Origin of the sequence: Rhodoplanes azumiensis (genome assembly GCF_042682915.1) — a bacterium.
Taxonomy (GTDB): domain Bacteria; phylum Pseudomonadota; class Alphaproteobacteria; order Rhizobiales; family Xanthobacteraceae; genus Rhodoplanes; species Rhodoplanes azumiensis.
This window is the reverse complement of sequence record NZ_JBHUIW010000003.1, coordinates 245,419-261,001: the sequence shown is the minus strand read 5'-3', so window position 1 is coordinate 261,001 and position 15,583 is coordinate 245,419. Positions and strand designations below refer to the sequence as shown.

Below are 15,583 nucleotides of genomic sequence, written 5' to 3'. Positions count from 1 at the left end.
CCAGGACTCCGCCTTCCTCGTGGCCGGGCTCGTCCCGGCCATCCACAGCCGTCGCTGTCCGGCCCATCCGACAAGACGGGGATGCCCGCGACGAGCGCGGGCATGACGCGCCGGAGACTCCGATGCGGTATAGGATCGCCGAATGCGCCTGCCCTTGCACCCCCATCCCGACACGCCCTGCCCGATCGTCGACTCGATCTCGGTCGACGTCGTTCGTGCCGTGCCCGGCCGTCTGATGCTGACCTATGGGATCGCCGGCCGCGTCGACGCGATCCGCTGGCCCGTGCCGGCCGCGCCCGTGCGCACCGACGGCCTGTGGCGACACACCTGCTGCGAGGCGTTTCTGCGCGGCGATGACGGCGAAGGCTATCTCGAGCTGAACCTCTCGCCGTCCACGGCCTGGGCCGCCTGGCGGTTCGACTCGTATCGACGCGGCATGCGCGCGGCCGGCGACGTCGCGGCGCCCGCGATCCGGATCCTGCGCGACCCAGGCCGGGTCACGCTGCGGGCGACGCTGACGCTCGGGGACGTGGCGACGAGGTCGGCCGACGCGCCCCTGCGGCTGGCTCTCTCCGTCGTGATCGAGACCATCGACGGCCGCCTCTCCTACTGGGCGTTGGCGCATCCTCCCGGGCGGCCCGACTTCCATCACGCCGACGGCTTTGCGGCCGCGCTGCCGCCCGGTACGGCATGGACCGCCGAGGGGGTGAGCCGATGAGATTCGGGATCGACCGGCTGCTCGCCGATCCGTCGCTGCGGGCGCCGCTCGCCGGGCGCCGCGTGGCGCTGCTCGCCCATCCGGCGTCGGTGACGCGCGACCTGACCCATTCGCTCGATGCGCTCGCCGCCTGTGGCGACGTGCGGGTGACGGCGGCCTTCGGGCCGCAGCACGGGCTGCGCGGCGACAAGCAGGACAACATGGTGGAGTCGCCGGACTTCACCGATCCGGTGCACGGCATCCCGGTGTTCAGCCTCTACGGCGAGGTCAGGCGGCCGACCGCCGCCATGATGGACACGTTCGATGTCCTGCTCGTCGACCTCCAGGATCTCGGCTGCCGCATCTACACCTTCGTCACCACGCTGCTCTACGTGCTGGAGGCGGCGGCGCGCCACCGCAAGGCCGTGTGGGTGCTCGACCGCCCGAACCCGGTCGGCCGGCCGGTCGAAGGCCTGACGCTGCGCCCCGGCCAGGAGAGCTTCGTCGGCGCCGGCCCGATGCCGATGCGGCACGGGCTGACGCTGGGCGAGATGGCGGCCTGGTTCGTCGCGACGAACCGGCTCGACGTCGACCACCGGGTGATCGCGATGGAGGGCTGGCAGCCCGACGCCGCACCCGGCTTCGGCTGGCCGCTCGGCGAGCGGGTGTGGATCAACCCCAGCCCCAACGCCCCGAACCTCGCCATGGCGCGCGCCTATGCCGGCACCGTGATGCTGGAGGGCACGACGTTGTCGGAGGGGCGCGGCACCACCCGGCCGCTCGAGCTGTTCGGCGCCCCAGACCTCGACGCCCGCGCCGTGCTGGCCGAGATGATGCGGCTCGCGCCGGAGTGGCTGTCGGGCTGCGCGCTGCGCGAGATCTGGTTCGAGCCGACCTTCCACAAGCACGTCGGCCAGCTCTGCCACGGCGTCCACGTCCACGCCGAGGCGCCGGTCTACGACCATGCCGCGTTCCGGCCGTGGCGCCTGCAGGCACTCGCCTTCAAGGCGGTCCGGCGACTGCGGCGCGACTACCCGCTGTGGCGCGACTTCCCCTACGAGTACGAGCGTGGCCGCCTCGCCATCGACGTCATCAACGGCGGCCCGGCGCTCCGGGACTGGGTCGACGACCCGGCCGCGACACCGGCCGACCTCGACACCCTCACCCGCGCCGACGAGGCGGCCTGGACCGAGGAGCGGCGGCCTCACCTGCTCTACTGACCGGCGGCCGTTCGCATGCCCTCGGGTTGCCGCGCGCTCCAACCCCCACGGCGCCGCAGCCGTCGTGCGCCAACCGTCGGTCCGGTTCCCACGCCCGGCGGAAGCGACGGCTCAGGCGGCCTGCACGGCGGCCGGCTCGGAGGCCACGGTCGGCTCGGACGCGGTCGGCTCGGACGCGGTCGGCCAGGCGATCCCGTTCGCCGTCACCGACACGCCACCATCGGCGTAGACGAACTGCATCGAGACGGCGCGCTGCGCCTCCATCATCGCGAGGAAGCTGTCGATCGCGGCGCGCGGATCGCCGACGTTGCGGTACGAGTCCTCGGGCTTCGTCTGCTCGAGCGCGTAGGCCTGCGCCGTGATCGAGTGGGCCATCTTGATGCCGCGCCGCAGGTCGACGTCGGACGCCAGCAGATCCGCGATCGCGGCGAGGTCGTCGCGTGCGTCCGCCCCGTCGGCGCCGGACGATCGGACGCCGGACACGTGAACGCCGGTCTCGTCGACGGCGATCGCGACGGGCGGCGTGGTCGGCAGGCCGGCCTTCGCGAAGGCGGCGTCGAGCTTGGCCGCCAGCTCCGCGGCGAGGGTGGCGACGCCATCGCGGGTCGGTGGCGCGAGCCGATGCACCCGGCTCGGATCGATCCGATAGGTCTCGGTGCTGCTGCTCGACGTTCCCGTCGGTGTCGTCGTGCCGGTCGCGACGGCCGACGTGGTCGCGGTCGTGGACTCGCCGGAGGACGCCTCGGCGGCGCGCGCCGCCGCCGCGTCGGCCGCGACGGCGGCGTCGAAGCGGTCGGCCGGATCGGCCGGCACGGTGCTGCTGCGGGACGAGCCGGCGGGATACGGACAGGGCGAGGACGACGACGAGACGGACGCGACCATGACGCTCTCACGACGACTGAGTGCTGAGTTCGGATCGTGACCAGCAAGCGGCGTGCCTCGCCGCGACGTGGCGAGAACGACGGTGCGCCGCTGGTTTTCACGGATCGTCGGCGGGCCGGGACCGGGCACGATCTGCCGTGCCGGCAAACCCTGCCGGTTCGTCGCGGACCGTGGCGGGCCGGAGCGGCGAGGCGGCCGGAGCGGCGAATCGTTTACGGTCGGCGGCTACGATTCGGCGCGAGGATCGGCGGGAGAGTTTCGGACATGGGGGCGGCATCGGCCTGGCGCGAGGCGCGCAACCGGAGCGCCCTCGCGCGCCTGAACAAGGCGCTGCCCGAGATCTTTCCGGTGCCGGTGCTGAACCGGGCGCTGGCGCGGCCGCTGATCCCGCCGCTGCCTCGCATGGCGATCGACGGCTACTGGCGGGCGCATCCGCTGCGCGCCGACCGGCTCGCCCGCGCGCTGGCGGCCAAGAGCGGCGCGCCCGAGGGCTGGACCTGGCGGATCGCCGCCACCGGCACCCGGCGGCCCGACCGGGCGCGCGGCCTGCCGGCGAGCTTCCGCACCCCGCCGGCGCCGTATCGCGAGCCCGACTTCGCGCCCGGCGGCGGCCGCTGCTGCGTCTGCGGCCAGCCCGTCTACCGGTTCGGCTGGCATGTCGATCTGTGGGACCGCGGCGCGAACCGCAACGCCGAGTGGCACGCCGCCTGCGTGGTCGCGTGGCAGCTCTGGACGGCGCCGACCGCGCACGTCGTGCTGCTCCGCAAGCTGCAGCAGCGGCGCTGCGCGGCGCGCGGCAAGCGCCTGTGGCGGACCGCCGAGATCGATCACAAGGTGCCGCTGTTCGAGGTTTGGCGCGACCGCCGCGACACGCCCTGGCCGGACCTCCTCGCCTATTGGGGCCTGCCCAACCTGCAGGTGATCAACCGCGACGTCCATGTCGAGAAGTGTGCGCACGAGGCGCGCGGTCGCTCGCAGCGCCGCCGCGGCGAGCCGGCGCTCACGCGCTGAGTGGCGACCTCACGCGCTGAGCGGCACGTCGCCGCGCGGATCGTGCACCACAACGGTGTCGCGGCCGGCCCGCTTGGCGGCGTAGAGGGCGGCGTCGGCGCGGGCGAGCGCCGCGTCGAGCGGCTCGCCGGCGGCGATCCGGCACGCCCCGATGCTGATCGAGACGCGCGCCTCGTCCCCGCCCTCGAAGGCGACCGGCGTGCCGGCGATCGCCGCGATCAGCCGCTCGCCGAGCCGGCGCAGCGCCGTCTCGGAGGCCTCGCCGGCCACCACGATGAACTCGTCGCCGCCCCAGCGGCCGTAGACGTCGCCGGCCCGCAGCACCGACTCGAGCCGCCGCGCCGCCTCCGACAGCACGCGATCGCCGGCGTGGTGGCCGTGCTGGTCGTTGATCGACTTGAACAAGTCGAAGTCGATCAGCAGGAGGCCGAGCGGGTCGCCGTCGCGGGCGCCGGGAGCGCGGCGCTCCTCCACGGCGGCGATCACGCCGCGGCGATTGTAGATGCCGGTGAGCGGATCGCGCTCGGCGAGCCGGCGCAATTGCGCGGTGCGCTCGGCGACCGTCGTCTCCAGCGTCGCGGTGTGATCGCCGACCTTGCGGGCCATGCGGGCGAAGGCGCGCGAGAGACGGCCGATCTCGTCGGGACGCGGATCGGGCTCGGCGGCGAAGTCGCCGGCCTCCATGCGGTGGATGCCGGCTTCGAGGCGGCCGAGCCGGTCGAGCACGACGCGGCGGAAGAAAACCATCATCAGCGCCACGGCGGCGCCGGCGATCAGCGCGAGGAGCGCCGCGATCGGCGCGAACAGCTCGCGGTCGATGATGGCGTCGACGTCCATCAGCGTCACGTTGAACCAGCCGACCCGGTCGAGCCAGCCGACGCCGACCAGATAGTCCTTGCCGCCGATCCGGATGAAGCGCGACTCCACGGTGTTCCGGCCGGCGACGAGCCGCTCCATCATGGCCGCGAGCGCGGCCCGGTCGTCGTCGCCGTCGACCTGGGCGAAGATCGTCTTCTTCGCCTTGGTGTCCTTCGTGAGGCTGTGGAAGTCGACCATGCCCGGGTCGCGATGCGCCTGGATGGCGCCCGAGCGATCGACGAACATGCTCTGCACCCCGACCTGCGGGATGGCGACCACCTCGCGGATGAAGGCGGTGAGATCGACGCCGGTGCCGAGCACGCCGAGCGCGCGGCCCGAGCCGGCATCGGCGACCACGCAGTTGATCCACACCTTGGTGACGGCGAGGTTGTCGTCACGGTCGACGTTGAGGCGGCAGCCCGGACCGTCCGCGACGGTCCGGAAGTACCAGCCGTCGCGCGGGTTGTCCGACCGTACCGTGTAGCGGAACTCGCGGCCCGCGAAGGCGCCCTCGTGATCGTTGAAGTAATAGTTGCCGGAGGCGTGGACGACGAAGAACCAGCTGTGGTCCTGGAACGACCGGCGATAGCGCTCGAGCTCGGCGAGCGCGACCGCGGCCTTGGCGGGATCGGCCTCGTCGGTCGCCCAGGCGAGCACGACCGGCGAGCGCGTCAGCGTCTCGGCGAGCGACACCTCGCGCATCAGCGCCTCGAGGCCGCGATAGCGGTCGAACAGCACCTGCTTCTCGGCGAACAACGTGCCGAGCTTCACCACCGTGCCGCGGACGATCCATTCGAAGGCCACGTAAGCCGGCAGCGAGACGACGACGAAGACCGCGACGGTGAGCAGCAGCACGCGCGTCTGGAGGCTCGCCGTCACGCGCGCACGAAGCGCGCGCAGGGGCGCCCAAAAATCCCTCGGCATCGGCACCGTCCCCACCCGTCCGCCCGCGATCCAACAAATCTCGCGACGCGACAAAACCGGTCGATTCGTCTGTACCGTAAACCTTCCACCGACTGATTAACGCTTCCACGGCCGCCGTGCTAGAAGGCGCCGCCATGCCAGTCTTCACGCCTCACCAGAACAAGGCTCTCGCCGCCGTCGCGCGCTGGCTCGACGACGGCCCGGGCACGCGCGGCACGCCGCCGGTCTTCCGCCTGTTCGGCTATGCCGGCACCGGCAAGACGACGCTCGCCCGCCACATCGCCGAGGGCGTCGACGGCGAGGTGAAGTTCGCCGCCTTCACGGGCAAGGCCGCCCAGGTGATGCGCTCGAAAGGGTGCCACGGCGCATCGACGCTGCACAGCCTGATCTACAAGCCGATCGACACCGAGACCGAGCAGCCGAGCTTCACGCTGTGGGACGAGGCGCCGGCCTCCAAGGCGAAGCTGATCATCGTCGACGAGTGCTCGATGGTCGACGCCGAGCTCGGCCGCGACCTGATGTCGTTCGGCGTGCCGATCCTGGTGCTCGGCGATCCGGCGCAGCTTCCGCCCATCCAGGGCGGCGGCTTCTTCACCGAGCACGCGCCCGACGCGATGCTGACCGAGGTGCATCGCCAGGCGCAGGACGATCCGATCGTGCGGCTGTCGATGCAGGTGCGCGAGGGCGCCCGCCTCGCGCCCGGCGACTACGGGGTCAGCCAGGTGGTGCGCAAGAACGAGCTCGATCCGGCCCGCGTGCTCGACGCCGATCAGGTGCTGGTCGGCCGCAACGCCACGCGGCGCGCCTACAACGGCCGCCTGCGCCAGCGCCGCGGCCTCGCGGATCCGCTGCCGGTCGCCGGCGACAAGCTGGTCTGCCTGCGCAACAACCGCCGCAAGGCGCTGTTCAACGGCGGGCTGTGGACCGTCAAGGAGCGCGCCACCGGCCGCTCCAAGGCGCTCGTCACCATGCGGATCGCGCCCGACGAGGAGCTGTCCGCCCGCAGCAAGCTCGTCAAGGTGACGGTGCGGGCCGAGTGCTTCCTCGGCAACATCGAGGAGATCGACTGGGCGCAGCGCAAGGTCTACGACGAGTTCGACTACGGCTACGTGCTCACCGTCCACAAGGCGCAGGGCTCGCAGTGGGACGACGTCGTGCTGTTCGACGAGAGCTTCGCGTTCCAGGAGTCGCGCGAGCGGTGGCTCTACACGGGCATCACACGGGCCGCGAAGCGCCTCACCGTGGTGGTGTGACACCGACCGGGTGCGGCGCCGGGAACCGCGCATCGAGCTGCCGCATTGGGGTACGGGCGCCCGTCCGGGCGCCGGTTCCGGGAGACGAGCCATGCCCCTGTCCCGCCTCGCGCTGCCGTGCCTCTCGCTGTCACGCCTCGCGCTGTCGTCGCTGATCGCCACCCCGCTGCTGATCGGCGGCTTGGCGGTCGCCGCCGCTCAGACGACGACGCCGCAGGGCGGGACCGAAAGGCCCGACACGCCCGCCAACGATCCGAAGACCGGCCCGTCCTCGGGCACGGCGCCCGGCAACGAGGGCTCGACCGGCTGGACCGGCGGCACCGGCGGCTCCTTCACGGGCACGTCCAATCACGCGCCGACGCCCGGCTCGCCGAGCCCGCAGCCCGAGACGGTCGAAGGCGTGAACCCGAAGCCGGGCGGTCGCTCGTCCTCGACGCGCTGACGGGCCGTCGTCCGGGCGGGTCGTCGGGTCTGGTCGGCCAGTCCGTCGATGGGTCGTGTTCGGATCGCCAGGGATCGCGCCACCGCCCATCGAGACCGTCAGGCGGCGTGCTCGGCGTTCAGCTTGCGGCCGACCGCGTCGGCCTCGGCGAACGCGCGATCGAGCGTCGCGGTCAGCTCCCGCGCCCGCGCCGGCGTGATCGCCGCCGCCTCGGTCTCGAGCGCCAGCGCGATCTCGGCGAGCCGGCGGAAGCCGAGCGCGGTCGCCGCCCCCTTCAGCGTGTGAGCCTCGACGCCGAGCATCCGGCGCTCGGGCGTGCCGGCCAGCGCGCGCAGCACCTCGACCCGGCGACGGGTCTCCTCGAGAAAACAGGCCAGCGTCGCGGCGAAGCCGTCGTTGCCGATCTCCGCGCGCAGCATCGCGGCGACCGTCGCATCGTGCACGGGCGGCGCCGGGGCGTCGCCGCTCCGTCGCCGCCGAGAGCCGTCCGCAGCATCGGCGCGTCCGTGGGCAGGCCCGGCCGGATGACACGCGGCTCCCTCGGCCGCAGGGCCGGCGGCGCCGCCCTCCGGCGCATCCTCGACACCGGCCCCGCCGTAGGCCACCGCCTGCACGGCCTGAGCCAGCGTCTCGATCAGGATGCCCTTGCGGACCGGCTTCGCCATGAAGCTGGTCATCCCGGCCTCGCGGCAGGCCTGCACGTCGTCCGGGAACGCATTGGCTGTCAGCGCCACGATCGGCAGCGTCGCCCAGCGGCCGCCGCGGGCGCGGATGCGGCGGGTCGCCTCGAGCCCGTCCATCCCGGGCATGCGCACGTCCATCAGGATCAGATCGCACGGATAGTCGGTGACGGCGGCGAGCGCCTGGAGGCCGTCCTCGGCGATCCTGATCGCGATGTCGAAGGACTTCAGCATGCGGGTGACGACGAGCTGGTTGGTCGCGTTGTCCTCGACCAGCAGGACGCGCAGCGGCCGCCCGAGGCGGCCCAGCGCCGCCGTGAAGGCGGCATGCGACACCGGGCCGACGAGCCCCGGCCGGTGCGCCGTGTCGGTGACCGGCAGGGTCAGCGAGAACGCGAAGGTCGAGCCGCGGCCGAGCGCGGAGCGCACGCCGATCTCGCCGCCCATCTGCTCGACCAGCCGCTTGCAGATGGCGAGCCCGAGCCCGGTGCCGCCGAACCGGCGGTTGATCGAGGAATCGGCCTGGACATAGTCGGAGAACAACGTGCCGATGCGTTCCGGCGCGATGCCGATGCCGGTGTCGCGCACCGCCCATTCGAGCCGCGCCGTCGTCGCGTCGCGGCCGGCGCAGCCGAGCGACAGCTCGACCTCGCCCCCCGCCGCCGTGAACTTCAGCGCGTTGCCGGCGAGATTGAGCAGCACCTGGCGGATGCGACCCGGATCACCGCGCATCAGCGCCGGCACCTCGCCGCCGACCGACAGGAACAGCGAGACGCCGCGGGCGCGCGCCTGCGGTCCGAGCATGCCGACGACGTCGTCGGCGAGCTCGCGCGGCGAGAACGCCACCGACTCGAACTGCACCCGCCCGGCCTCGAGCTTCGACAGGTCGAGAATGTCGTTGAGGATGGCGAGCAGGCTCTCGCCCGACTGGTTGATGGCCTCCAGCGTCTTGCGCTGGTCGGTGTCGAGGCTCGTCTCCAGCAAGGTGGCGGCGAGACCGAGCAGGCCGTTCAGCGGCGTGCGGATCTCGTGGCTCATCACGGCGAAGAAGCCCGACTTGGCGCGGCAGGCCGCCTCGGCGGCGCGCTCCTGCTCGCGCGCCTTGACCGATTCGGCCTCCGCCTCGGCCCGCTGCCGCTGGGCGCGGGCGAGCTCGGTGATGTCCTCGTGGGTGCCGACCCAGCCGCCCGACGGCCGCATGCGCCGGCTGACCGCGACGACGCGACCGTTGCCCAGCGTCTCGATCCACGACTGGTTCTCCTCCGGGATGACGTCGAGACGGCTCGCCGGGTCGACGATCAGCCCGCTCCGACGCAGCCCGCGCGCGAAGTCTTCGAACGGCATGCCGGGCTCGATCGTCAAGCCGGGGCCGCCGTACATTTCGACGAAGCGGGTGTTGCAGACGATCAGCCGACCCGCCTCGTCGCACATCGAGAGGCCTTGGCTCATGCTCTCTAGCGCGTCCTTGAACATTCGGTTCTGGCCCGCCAGCGCAGCCCGGTTGGCCTCCAGGGCCGCACGGACGCGGCGTAGGCGGCGGATCGCACGCGACATGAACACCAGGATGGCGACGGCGACGAACGCGCCCGCGACCCCGATCAGCCACAGCGTCGGCACCGCGGTCTCGACCAGCGCCAGCGAGGATCCGAGCCGCGACAGGATCTGCGCGTCGAGCCGATCGTCCATGCGGTCGAGGATGGCACGCACCGCCGCGACGTCGCGGTAGAGCGCCAGCACGTGGAACGATCGTTCCTCGTCGGTGGCCGGGGTCCGCCGCCACGCGGCGATGTGGTCGAAGGCGTCGACGATGTCGCGGGTGAGCGTCCACAGCGCGATCTGATCGGCGGCCGGGACGACTCCTGCCGTCACCGAGATCAGGCGGTCGAGCGGCGAATCGACCTCGAGCAGTCCGCGCATCACCGCCTGCGCCTCTTCGGACAGCTCCGTCCGCTCGGCCGGATCGACGCCGGCGGCCAGTCCCGCGACCGTACCGAAGACGCGGCTGTAGTCGTCGTCGAGCCGGCGGATCAGATCATGGCGCTTCACGTCCGTCTCGATGGTGGCCACGAGCGCGCGGCCGTCGGCGATCTGATGCGCGTGCCAGGCCGCCGGAACGACGATCGCGGCGAGCATCAGGAGGATGGCGACGGCGAACGGACCGATCTCCCGCGCGCTCGTCCGAATCGGCGTGGCGGAAGGCTCGGTTCGATGCATCATCGAACGCTCGACTTGACGATCGCGCCGGACACCGGATCGAAATAGATCTCGACGCGGCGGCCGTCCTTGTCGCGCCCGTAGATCTCGTAGCAGCGTCCCTCGGTCGTCTTGAACACGCCGACCCGGTACCCGTCCCCCTCGATGCGCCGGCGCATCGCCTCGGCGGGAATCCACCGGTCGACCGAGGCGGTCGTGCAGGCCGGCCCGGCCCAAGCATGCGCGCCCCCCGCGGCCGACACGATCGAGACGACGAGACAGGCACGACGGATCATGGTGGACGAAACCCGCGGGATCGATTCAATTTGAGGCGACAGTACCGGGGGGCGATTAAATGATCTTTACTCGGCGATCCGACTCTCGGACGTTTCGGACACGTTCGGCGACGCGGCGAGGATCCATGCAGACGATCGTTCGACTGGTCGCACGGCTCGGCGTAACGGCGAGCGCAACACTCGTCCTGGGCGCCGGGGTGGGCGTGGCCGTGATGATCGCGACACCGGCGCTCGCCGACGGCTCGGGCGGCCGCCGGGCGGCGCCCCGCCCGGTCGCCGGACCGATCGTCGGCGGGCTCGCGGCCAACAATGGATACTATGCCTACGGCCCCTACGCGGCGCCCGGCAGCCCGGTCGCCTGGCGCGCCCTGCCGTGGAGCGATCTGCCGCGGAGCGATCTCTGGGGCCCGGTCGTGCCGGTGGCACCGGGTTGCTGGATGCAGCGCCAGCGGGTGTGGACCGACTACGGCTGGCGGTGGCGGACGGGGCCGATCTGCTATTAACGAATGTTCATCGGCCTCAACGCGTTAGCGCGCGAGCGCGGCGTCGCCGCCCAACTAACGACAAATTGAAACGCTCTCTTGTGGATCTGCCGTCAGCCGCACGGGGCTGATCGGAGCGCCCGGACCGACCTTCCCGCACGAGGATCCGGCGCGACCAAAATCGCGGCCCTGATAACGGAGCCTCACGAGGGGACCATGACCAGAAGCCTGACTGCTGTCTCGGCGGCGGCGCTCGCCGTCGTGCTCGCGCTGCCGGCGAGCCAGGCGGACGCCCAGTACTACTACCGGCGCGGCCCGAGCGGCGGCGCCGTGGCGGCGGGCGTGCTCGGCGGGCTCGCCGCCGGCGCCATCATCGGCGGCGCCATCGCCAGCTCGCGCCCCGGCTACGCGGCGCCGGCCCCGGTCTATGTCGAGCCGCCGCCTCCGCCGCCGCCCTATGCGGGCTACGCGCCGGTCGCCGGCTACGCGCCCTACCCGGCCTATGCGGGCCCGATGCCGGTCGCCTGCCCGGGCGGCTACTGGGCGCGGCGACCGCTCTACGGTCCCTACGGCGAGTTCACCGGCTATTCGCGGCCGCGCTGGTTCTGCCCCTGAGGCACCCGCATCGGCACCAGGCGTCGAGACGGCCGGCGGTCACGCCGGCCGTCTGCGTTTCCGACGCCCGGGATCACGTCGACCGGCGCGCGCCGAGCGCGCGTCAGCGTCCCGCTCGCGCCCGCATGTGGTCGAGCACGGCGGCGTCCGGCCAGCAGTCGAGCGGCAGGCCGTTCTGCTTCTCGTAGGCGCCGAGCGCGAGGCGCGTGCGCATCCCGGCCTTGCCGTCGATCTTGTCGCGGTAGAGCCCGAGCGCGGCGAGGCGCTTCTGCATCTCCTCGAGATCCTTGGTCCGCAGCTGCACGACCGGATCCCAGGCGCGGGCGAACGGCCCGCCGCCGGCGATGCGGTCGGAGACGTTGCCGACGAACAGCACGTACAGATCCGAGAAGTTGTAGTCCTTGATCACGTAGTAGTTCTTCATGATCAGGAACGACGGTCCGTGGGTGCCGGCCGGCTGCAGCAGCGACGCCGGCTCGTCGAGATCGGCGGCGGCCGGGCGCTTGCCGCCGGCCGGCACATAGCCGGCGGCGAGCCACGCGCGCAGCGGCTTGAGGTTCTCCGGATCGGCGATCGTGCAGTCGAAGCCGCGCGCCGGCGGCGTCACCTCGTAGGCCCAGTGCTTGCCCGGCTGCCAGCCCTTGGCGTGGAGCTGCTGGGCCGCCGAGGCGAGCGCGTCGGGGACCGAGCGGAAGATGTCGAGGCGGCCGTCGCCGTCGAAGTCGACGCCGTGCTTGTAGAGCTCGGACGGGAGGAACTGGGTGAGCCCCATGGCACCGCCCCACGAGGCCCGCATGTCGGCGCGCGGCGTGCCGTCCTGCAGCATCTTCAGGGCGTAGAGGAGCTCGGTGCGGAACATGTCCTTGCGGCGACCGTAATAGCCTTGCGTCGCCAGCACCCGCAGCGCGTCGTGCGGCAGCTTGTAGGAGCCGAACGCCGTCTCCCGCCCCCAGATCGCCAGCACGACCGAGGCCGGCACGCCGAAGCGTTGCTCGATGCCCTGCAGGGAGGCGCGGTGCTCGCCGTAGAGCTTGCGGCCGGTGGCGGCGAGGTTCGCGAGGTTCTTCTCGCGCAGGTACTCGGCCGGCGTCTGGACGAACTCGGCCTGGCCGCGCGGCGGCGACTCGGCGCGGCCCGGGATCACCAGATCGGGCAGCGAGAGATCCGGCTCGAGCCCGCGGATCGCCTGATCGAAGACGGGCCGCGAGACGCCGAGCGCCTGCGCGTCCGGCCACAGCGCCTGCAGCCACTTCTGGAAGTCCGCATCGGCGGCGGTGGCGGGCCGCGGCGCGAGCGCCGGCAGCACGCCGGTCAGCATCGCGACGCCCAGCATCGCGACCGGGAGCATCGCCGCGAGCGAGCGCCTTGCGGCGGACAGCAGGGTCATCGGGTTCTCCAGGTTCCGCGAGAGAGACGAATCGGAAACGGAGAGAGGCCGGTAAACAAGGTTTTAATTTGGAGAGCCGCGACGACCGAGACATCACGCGTCGGCGGCGCGAAAAGAACAATCCGCGAAGCCGGACGAATCGGAAACGGAGCGGGGGCGATTAACAAAGGATTGTGCGACGCCGAACGCGGCAGGGCGGGCGCTTCCGTCGCGCCGTCGCGAACGTTCCCGCTCCGGTCCGAGAACACGAATCGGAAACGGAGCATGGCCGGTTAAGACTTCGTTGCCGGGCCGCGCGTGCGGCACGTCAAGAGTTCGTTTACCATGATCGCATTTGCCCGCGTCACCGCCGGGAGGACGCCCGATGGTTCGCCGCCTTGCCCGTTCCGGATTCGTCTCGGTGCTGTTCACGCTCGCGGCCCTGCACGGCGCGCCGGCCGCCTCGCCGAGCGAGCTGCTCGACGCCCTCGTCGCCGCCTATCCGGACGCGCTCGTGCGTCACGACGGCGAGGTGCTCTATTGGCGTGACGGAACCAAGATGCAGGTCTCCGACAACAAGCCCGACAAGCCGTTCAGGGAGCTTCTGACGAACCCCTCCATCCTCGACCAGATGAAGCTGCCCTACCGCACCGGCCGGCTCGCCGCGCCGCCGGCCCTGAACGACGATCCGGGCCGGTTCCGGAACGAGGCCTTCTTCAAGAAGATGTACGGCGACTGCACCAAGGGCGAGGTGCAGGCCCGCATGGTGCCGATCGTCTGGCTGCCGAGGAGCTGGGGCAAGAAGGTTTCCGTCACCAGCGTCAACGGCGTCGCCGCGAAGCTGAAGGCGGTGTCGGACGAGATCGAGACGTTGCCGCCCGGTATCCGCAAGGCCGCCTTCCCGATCGCCGGCGTGCTCGCCTGCCGGCCGGTCGCCGACACGGGCCGGATGAGCATGCACGGCTACGGCGCGGCCATCGACCTCAACCTCGAGGTCTCCGACTACTGGCTGTGGACCAAGAAGACCGACCCGATCCCCTACAAGAACCGCATGCCGCAGGAGATCGTCGACATCTTCGAGCGCCACGGCTTCGTCTGGGGCGGCAAGTGGTATCACTACGACACGATGCACTTCGAGTACCGGCCGGAATTGATCAGATCCGGGGCGAAGTGATCAGGATCGGTCGCGATCGGGGAACCCGGCGTTCTTTCATCGGCTCTCACCTTGGGGAGGCCGCGCAGCGGCCGTCTCGAAGTGCGAGGGCGGCCCGCTGATGGACCACATGGTTCGAGACGCGATGCTGCGCCTCGCTCCTCACCATGAGGAGATAGTCAGAATCGGCCGGCCTTCAGCCAGTCGACGTCACCCCACCACGCCGGCCGCGCGCAGCGCCGCGATGTCGGCTTCGGTCTTGCCGAGCAGATCACGAAGCACCTCCTCGGTGTGCTGGCCGAGACGCGGAGGCGCGCGATCGTAGCGCGGCGGCGTGCCGGCGAGGCGCAGCGGCGACGCGATGGTGGCGACCGTGCTGCCGTCGTCGCGCGGCAGGTCGATGCGCAGGCCGCGATGCTTCACCTGGGGCTCCTCGAACACCTGCGCGTAGTCGTTGATGGCGCCGCACGGCACGCCCTCGCGCTCCAGCGCCGCGACCCACTCGGCCGTGGTCCTCGTCTTCAGCGTCGCGGCGAGGTCGGGGATCAGCACGTCGCGACCGACGATGCGGCCCGACATCGTGCTCCAGCGCGGATCGGCGGCGAGGTCGGCGCGGCCCAGCACGTCGCAGCAGCGCCGCCACTGCGCGTCGTTGCCGACCGCGATCACCACGTGCCCGTCGGCGGTCGCGAAGGAGCCGTAGGGAACGAGGCTCGCATGGGCGTTGCCGTAGCGGTGCGGCACCTTGCCGGAGGCGAAGAAGCCGGTCACCTGGTTGCCGCCGAGCGCCACGATGCAGTCGAGCAGCGCCATGTCGATGTACTGGCCGCGACCCGACACGCTGCGGTGGTTGAGCGCCGCCAGGATGGCGATCGTCGCATACATGCCGGTGAGCACGTCGGCGATGGCGATGCCGACCTTCTGCGGGCCGCCGCCGGGCCGGTCGTCGCGCTCGCCCGTGATGCTCATCAGCCCGCCCTGCGCCTGGAAGACGAAGTCGTAGCCGGGCTTGTGCGCGTCCGGCCCGTCCTGGCCGTAGCCGGTGATCGAGCAGTAGACGAGACCCGGATTCGTCGGCGCGAGGCTCGCATAGTCGAGCCCGTAGCGGGCGAGATCGCCGACCTTGAAGTTCTCGATCACGACGTCGCTTTCCGCCGCGAGCGCGCGCACCAGCGCCTGCCCCTCGGGCCGGGCGATGTCGATCGCGATCGAGCGCTTGCCGCGATTGGCGGCGGCGTAATAGGTCGAGTCGCCGCTCGACCCGCCGTCGGCGTCCGCCACGAAGGGCGGCCCCCAGGCGCGGGTGTCGTCGCCCGTGCCGGGCCGCTCGACCTTGATCACGTCGGCGCCGAGGTCGGCGAGGTTCTGGGTGCACCAGGGGCCGGCGAGCACCCGCGACAGGTCGAGCACCCGGATGTGGGAGAGCGCGCCGGCGGCCGGAGCGCGATCGGCGGGTGCGGGCGAAGGCATGGCATCGGGCGTGTCGGGCATGGTGGGCGGGCGGTTCCGTT

At 71.8% G+C, this 15,583-nt stretch carries 14 protein-coding genes; 8 read left to right on the top strand and 6 right to left on the bottom strand.

The annotated features are described in order from the left end of the window. The first annotated feature begins 142 nt into the window (after nt 1–142). Nucleotides 143–718, top strand: coding sequence for a DOMON-like domain-containing protein (locus ACFSOX_RS04750; RefSeq protein WP_378476634.1), 576 nt, complete (start codon nt 143–145; stop codon nt 716–718). Next, nucleotides 715–1,917 (top strand): exo-beta-N-acetylmuramidase NamZ family protein, encoded by a 1,203-nt coding sequence (locus tag ACFSOX_RS04745; RefSeq protein WP_378476633.1) that lies wholly within the window; start codon nt 715–717, stop codon nt 1,915–1,917. Before ACFSOX_RS04750 ends, ACFSOX_RS04745 begins: the two co-directional genes overlap by 4 nt. A 111-nt stretch (nt 1,918–2,028) precedes the next feature. On the opposite strand, the gene ACFSOX_RS04740 is transcribed toward ACFSOX_RS04745, so the two are convergent. Then, nucleotides 2,029–2,799, bottom strand: coding sequence for a hypothetical protein (locus ACFSOX_RS04740; protein ID WP_378476632.1), 771 nt, complete (start codon nt 2,797–2,799; stop codon nt 2,029–2,031). A gap of 264 nt (nt 2,800–3,063) precedes the next feature. On the opposite strand from ACFSOX_RS04740, the gene ACFSOX_RS04735 reads away from it, so the two are divergent. After that, nucleotides 3,064–3,810, top strand: a complete 747-nt coding sequence (locus ACFSOX_RS04735; protein WP_378476631.1) for a hypothetical protein — start codon at nt 3,064–3,066, stop codon at nt 3,808–3,810. 9 nt (nt 3,811–3,819) lie between these two features. Here ACFSOX_RS04735 and ACFSOX_RS04730 read toward each other — a convergent pair whose 3' ends face one another. Continuing rightward, entirely contained in the window at nt 3,820–5,592 is a 1,773-nt protein-coding gene (locus tag ACFSOX_RS04730) for a sensor domain-containing diguanylate cyclase (RefSeq protein ID WP_378476630.1), read from the bottom strand. Nucleotides 5,593–5,726: 134 nt separating this feature from the next. Between ACFSOX_RS04730 and ACFSOX_RS04725 the strand changes: the two genes are divergently transcribed. After that, entirely contained in the window at nt 5,727–6,845 is a 1,119-nt protein-coding gene (locus tag ACFSOX_RS04725; RefSeq protein ID WP_378476629.1) for an ATP-dependent DNA helicase, read from the top strand. 91 nt (nt 6,846–6,936) lie between these two features. Next, complete coding sequence (locus ACFSOX_RS04720; protein WP_378476628.1) at nt 6,937–7,287, top strand: hypothetical protein; 351 nt, start codon at nt 6,937–6,939, stop codon at nt 7,285–7,287. Between the two features lie 98 nt (nt 7,288–7,385). On the opposite strand, the gene ACFSOX_RS04715 is transcribed toward ACFSOX_RS04720, so the two are convergent. Together ACFSOX_RS04715 and ACFSOX_RS04710 are read right to left on the bottom strand one after the other, a co-directional pair. Then, on the bottom strand, nt 7,386–10,184 hold the full coding sequence (locus ACFSOX_RS04715) for an ATP-binding protein (protein ID WP_378476627.1): 2,799 nt from the start codon (nt 10,182–10,184) through the stop codon (nt 7,386–7,388). Next, on the bottom strand, nt 10,181–10,456 hold the full coding sequence (locus ACFSOX_RS04710; RefSeq protein ID WP_378476626.1) for a PepSY domain-containing protein: 276 nt from the start codon (nt 10,454–10,456) through the stop codon (nt 10,181–10,183). Before ACFSOX_RS04710 ends, ACFSOX_RS04715 begins: the two co-directional genes overlap by 4 nt. Before the next feature lie 125 nt (nt 10,457–10,581). Here ACFSOX_RS04710 and ACFSOX_RS04705 point away from each other — a divergent pair, with 125 nt between their 5' ends. Together ACFSOX_RS04705 and ACFSOX_RS04700 are read left to right on the top strand one after the other, a co-directional pair. Next, nucleotides 10,582–10,959 (top strand): hypothetical protein, encoded by a 378-nt coding sequence (locus ACFSOX_RS04705; protein ID WP_378476625.1) that lies wholly within the window; start codon nt 10,582–10,584, stop codon nt 10,957–10,959. Nucleotides 10,960–11,154: 195 nt separating this feature from the next. Continuing rightward, complete coding sequence (locus ACFSOX_RS04700; protein WP_378476624.1) at nt 11,155–11,553, top strand: hypothetical protein; 399 nt, start codon at nt 11,155–11,157, stop codon at nt 11,551–11,553. 103 nt (nt 11,554–11,656) lie between these two features. On the opposite strand, the gene ACFSOX_RS04695 is transcribed toward ACFSOX_RS04700, so the two are convergent. Further along, nucleotides 11,657–12,940, bottom strand: coding sequence for a lytic murein transglycosylase (locus ACFSOX_RS04695; protein WP_378476623.1), 1,284 nt, complete (start codon nt 12,938–12,940; stop codon nt 11,657–11,659). 364 nt (nt 12,941–13,304) lie between these two features. On the opposite strand from ACFSOX_RS04695, the gene ACFSOX_RS04690 reads away from it, so the two are divergent. Beyond that, complete coding sequence (locus ACFSOX_RS04690; RefSeq protein WP_378476622.1) at nt 13,305–14,093, top strand: M15 family metallopeptidase; 789 nt, start codon at nt 13,305–13,307, stop codon at nt 14,091–14,093. 189 nt (nt 14,094–14,282) lie between these two features. Here ACFSOX_RS04690 and ACFSOX_RS04685 read toward each other — a convergent pair whose 3' ends face one another. Continuing rightward, the gene (locus ACFSOX_RS04685; protein ID WP_378476621.1) at nt 14,283–15,542 is read right to left on the bottom strand and encodes a CaiB/BaiF CoA transferase family protein; all 1,260 of its coding nucleotides are present in this window, start codon (nt 15,540–15,542) and stop codon (nt 14,283–14,285) included. Between the last annotated feature and the right edge of the window lie 41 nt (nt 15,543–15,583).

Coding starts and splice junctions, on each gene's coding strand:
- ACFSOX_RS04750 (WP_378476634.1), top strand. CDS start 143: ATGCGCCTGCCCTTGCACCCCCATCCCGACACGCCCTGCCCGATCGTC.
- ACFSOX_RS04745 (WP_378476633.1), top strand. CDS start 715: ATGAGATTCGGGATCGACCGGCTGCTCGCCGATCCGTCGCTGCGGGCG.
- ACFSOX_RS04740 (WP_378476632.1), bottom strand. CDS start 2,799: ATGGTCGCGTCCGTCTCGTCGTCGTCCTCGCCCTGTCCGTATCCCGCC.
- ACFSOX_RS04735 (WP_378476631.1), top strand. CDS start 3,064: ATGGGGGCGGCATCGGCCTGGCGCGAGGCGCGCAACCGGAGCGCCCTC.
- ACFSOX_RS04730 (WP_378476630.1), bottom strand. CDS start 5,592: ATGCCGAGGGATTTTTGGGCGCCCCTGCGCGCGCTTCGTGCGCGCGTG.
- ACFSOX_RS04725 (WP_378476629.1), top strand. CDS start 5,727: ATGCCAGTCTTCACGCCTCACCAGAACAAGGCTCTCGCCGCCGTCGCG.
- ACFSOX_RS04720 (WP_378476628.1), top strand. CDS start 6,937: ATGCCCCTGTCCCGCCTCGCGCTGCCGTGCCTCTCGCTGTCACGCCTC.
- ACFSOX_RS04715 (WP_378476627.1), bottom strand. CDS start 10,184: ATGATGCATCGAACCGAGCCTTCCGCCACGCCGATTCGGACGAGCGCG.
- ACFSOX_RS04710 (WP_378476626.1), bottom strand. CDS start 10,456: ATGATCCGTCGTGCCTGTCTCGTCGTCTCGATCGTGTCGGCCGCGGGG.
- ACFSOX_RS04705 (WP_378476625.1), top strand. CDS start 10,582: ATGCAGACGATCGTTCGACTGGTCGCACGGCTCGGCGTAACGGCGAGC.
- ACFSOX_RS04700 (WP_378476624.1), top strand. CDS start 11,155: ATGACCAGAAGCCTGACTGCTGTCTCGGCGGCGGCGCTCGCCGTCGTG.
- ACFSOX_RS04695 (WP_378476623.1), bottom strand. CDS start 12,940: ATGACCCTGCTGTCCGCCGCAAGGCGCTCGCTCGCGGCGATGCTCCCG.
- ACFSOX_RS04690 (WP_378476622.1), top strand. CDS start 13,305: ATGGTTCGCCGCCTTGCCCGTTCCGGATTCGTCTCGGTGCTGTTCACG.
- ACFSOX_RS04685 (WP_378476621.1), bottom strand. CDS start 15,542: ATGCCTTCGCCCGCACCCGCCGATCGCGCTCCGGCCGCCGGCGCGCTC.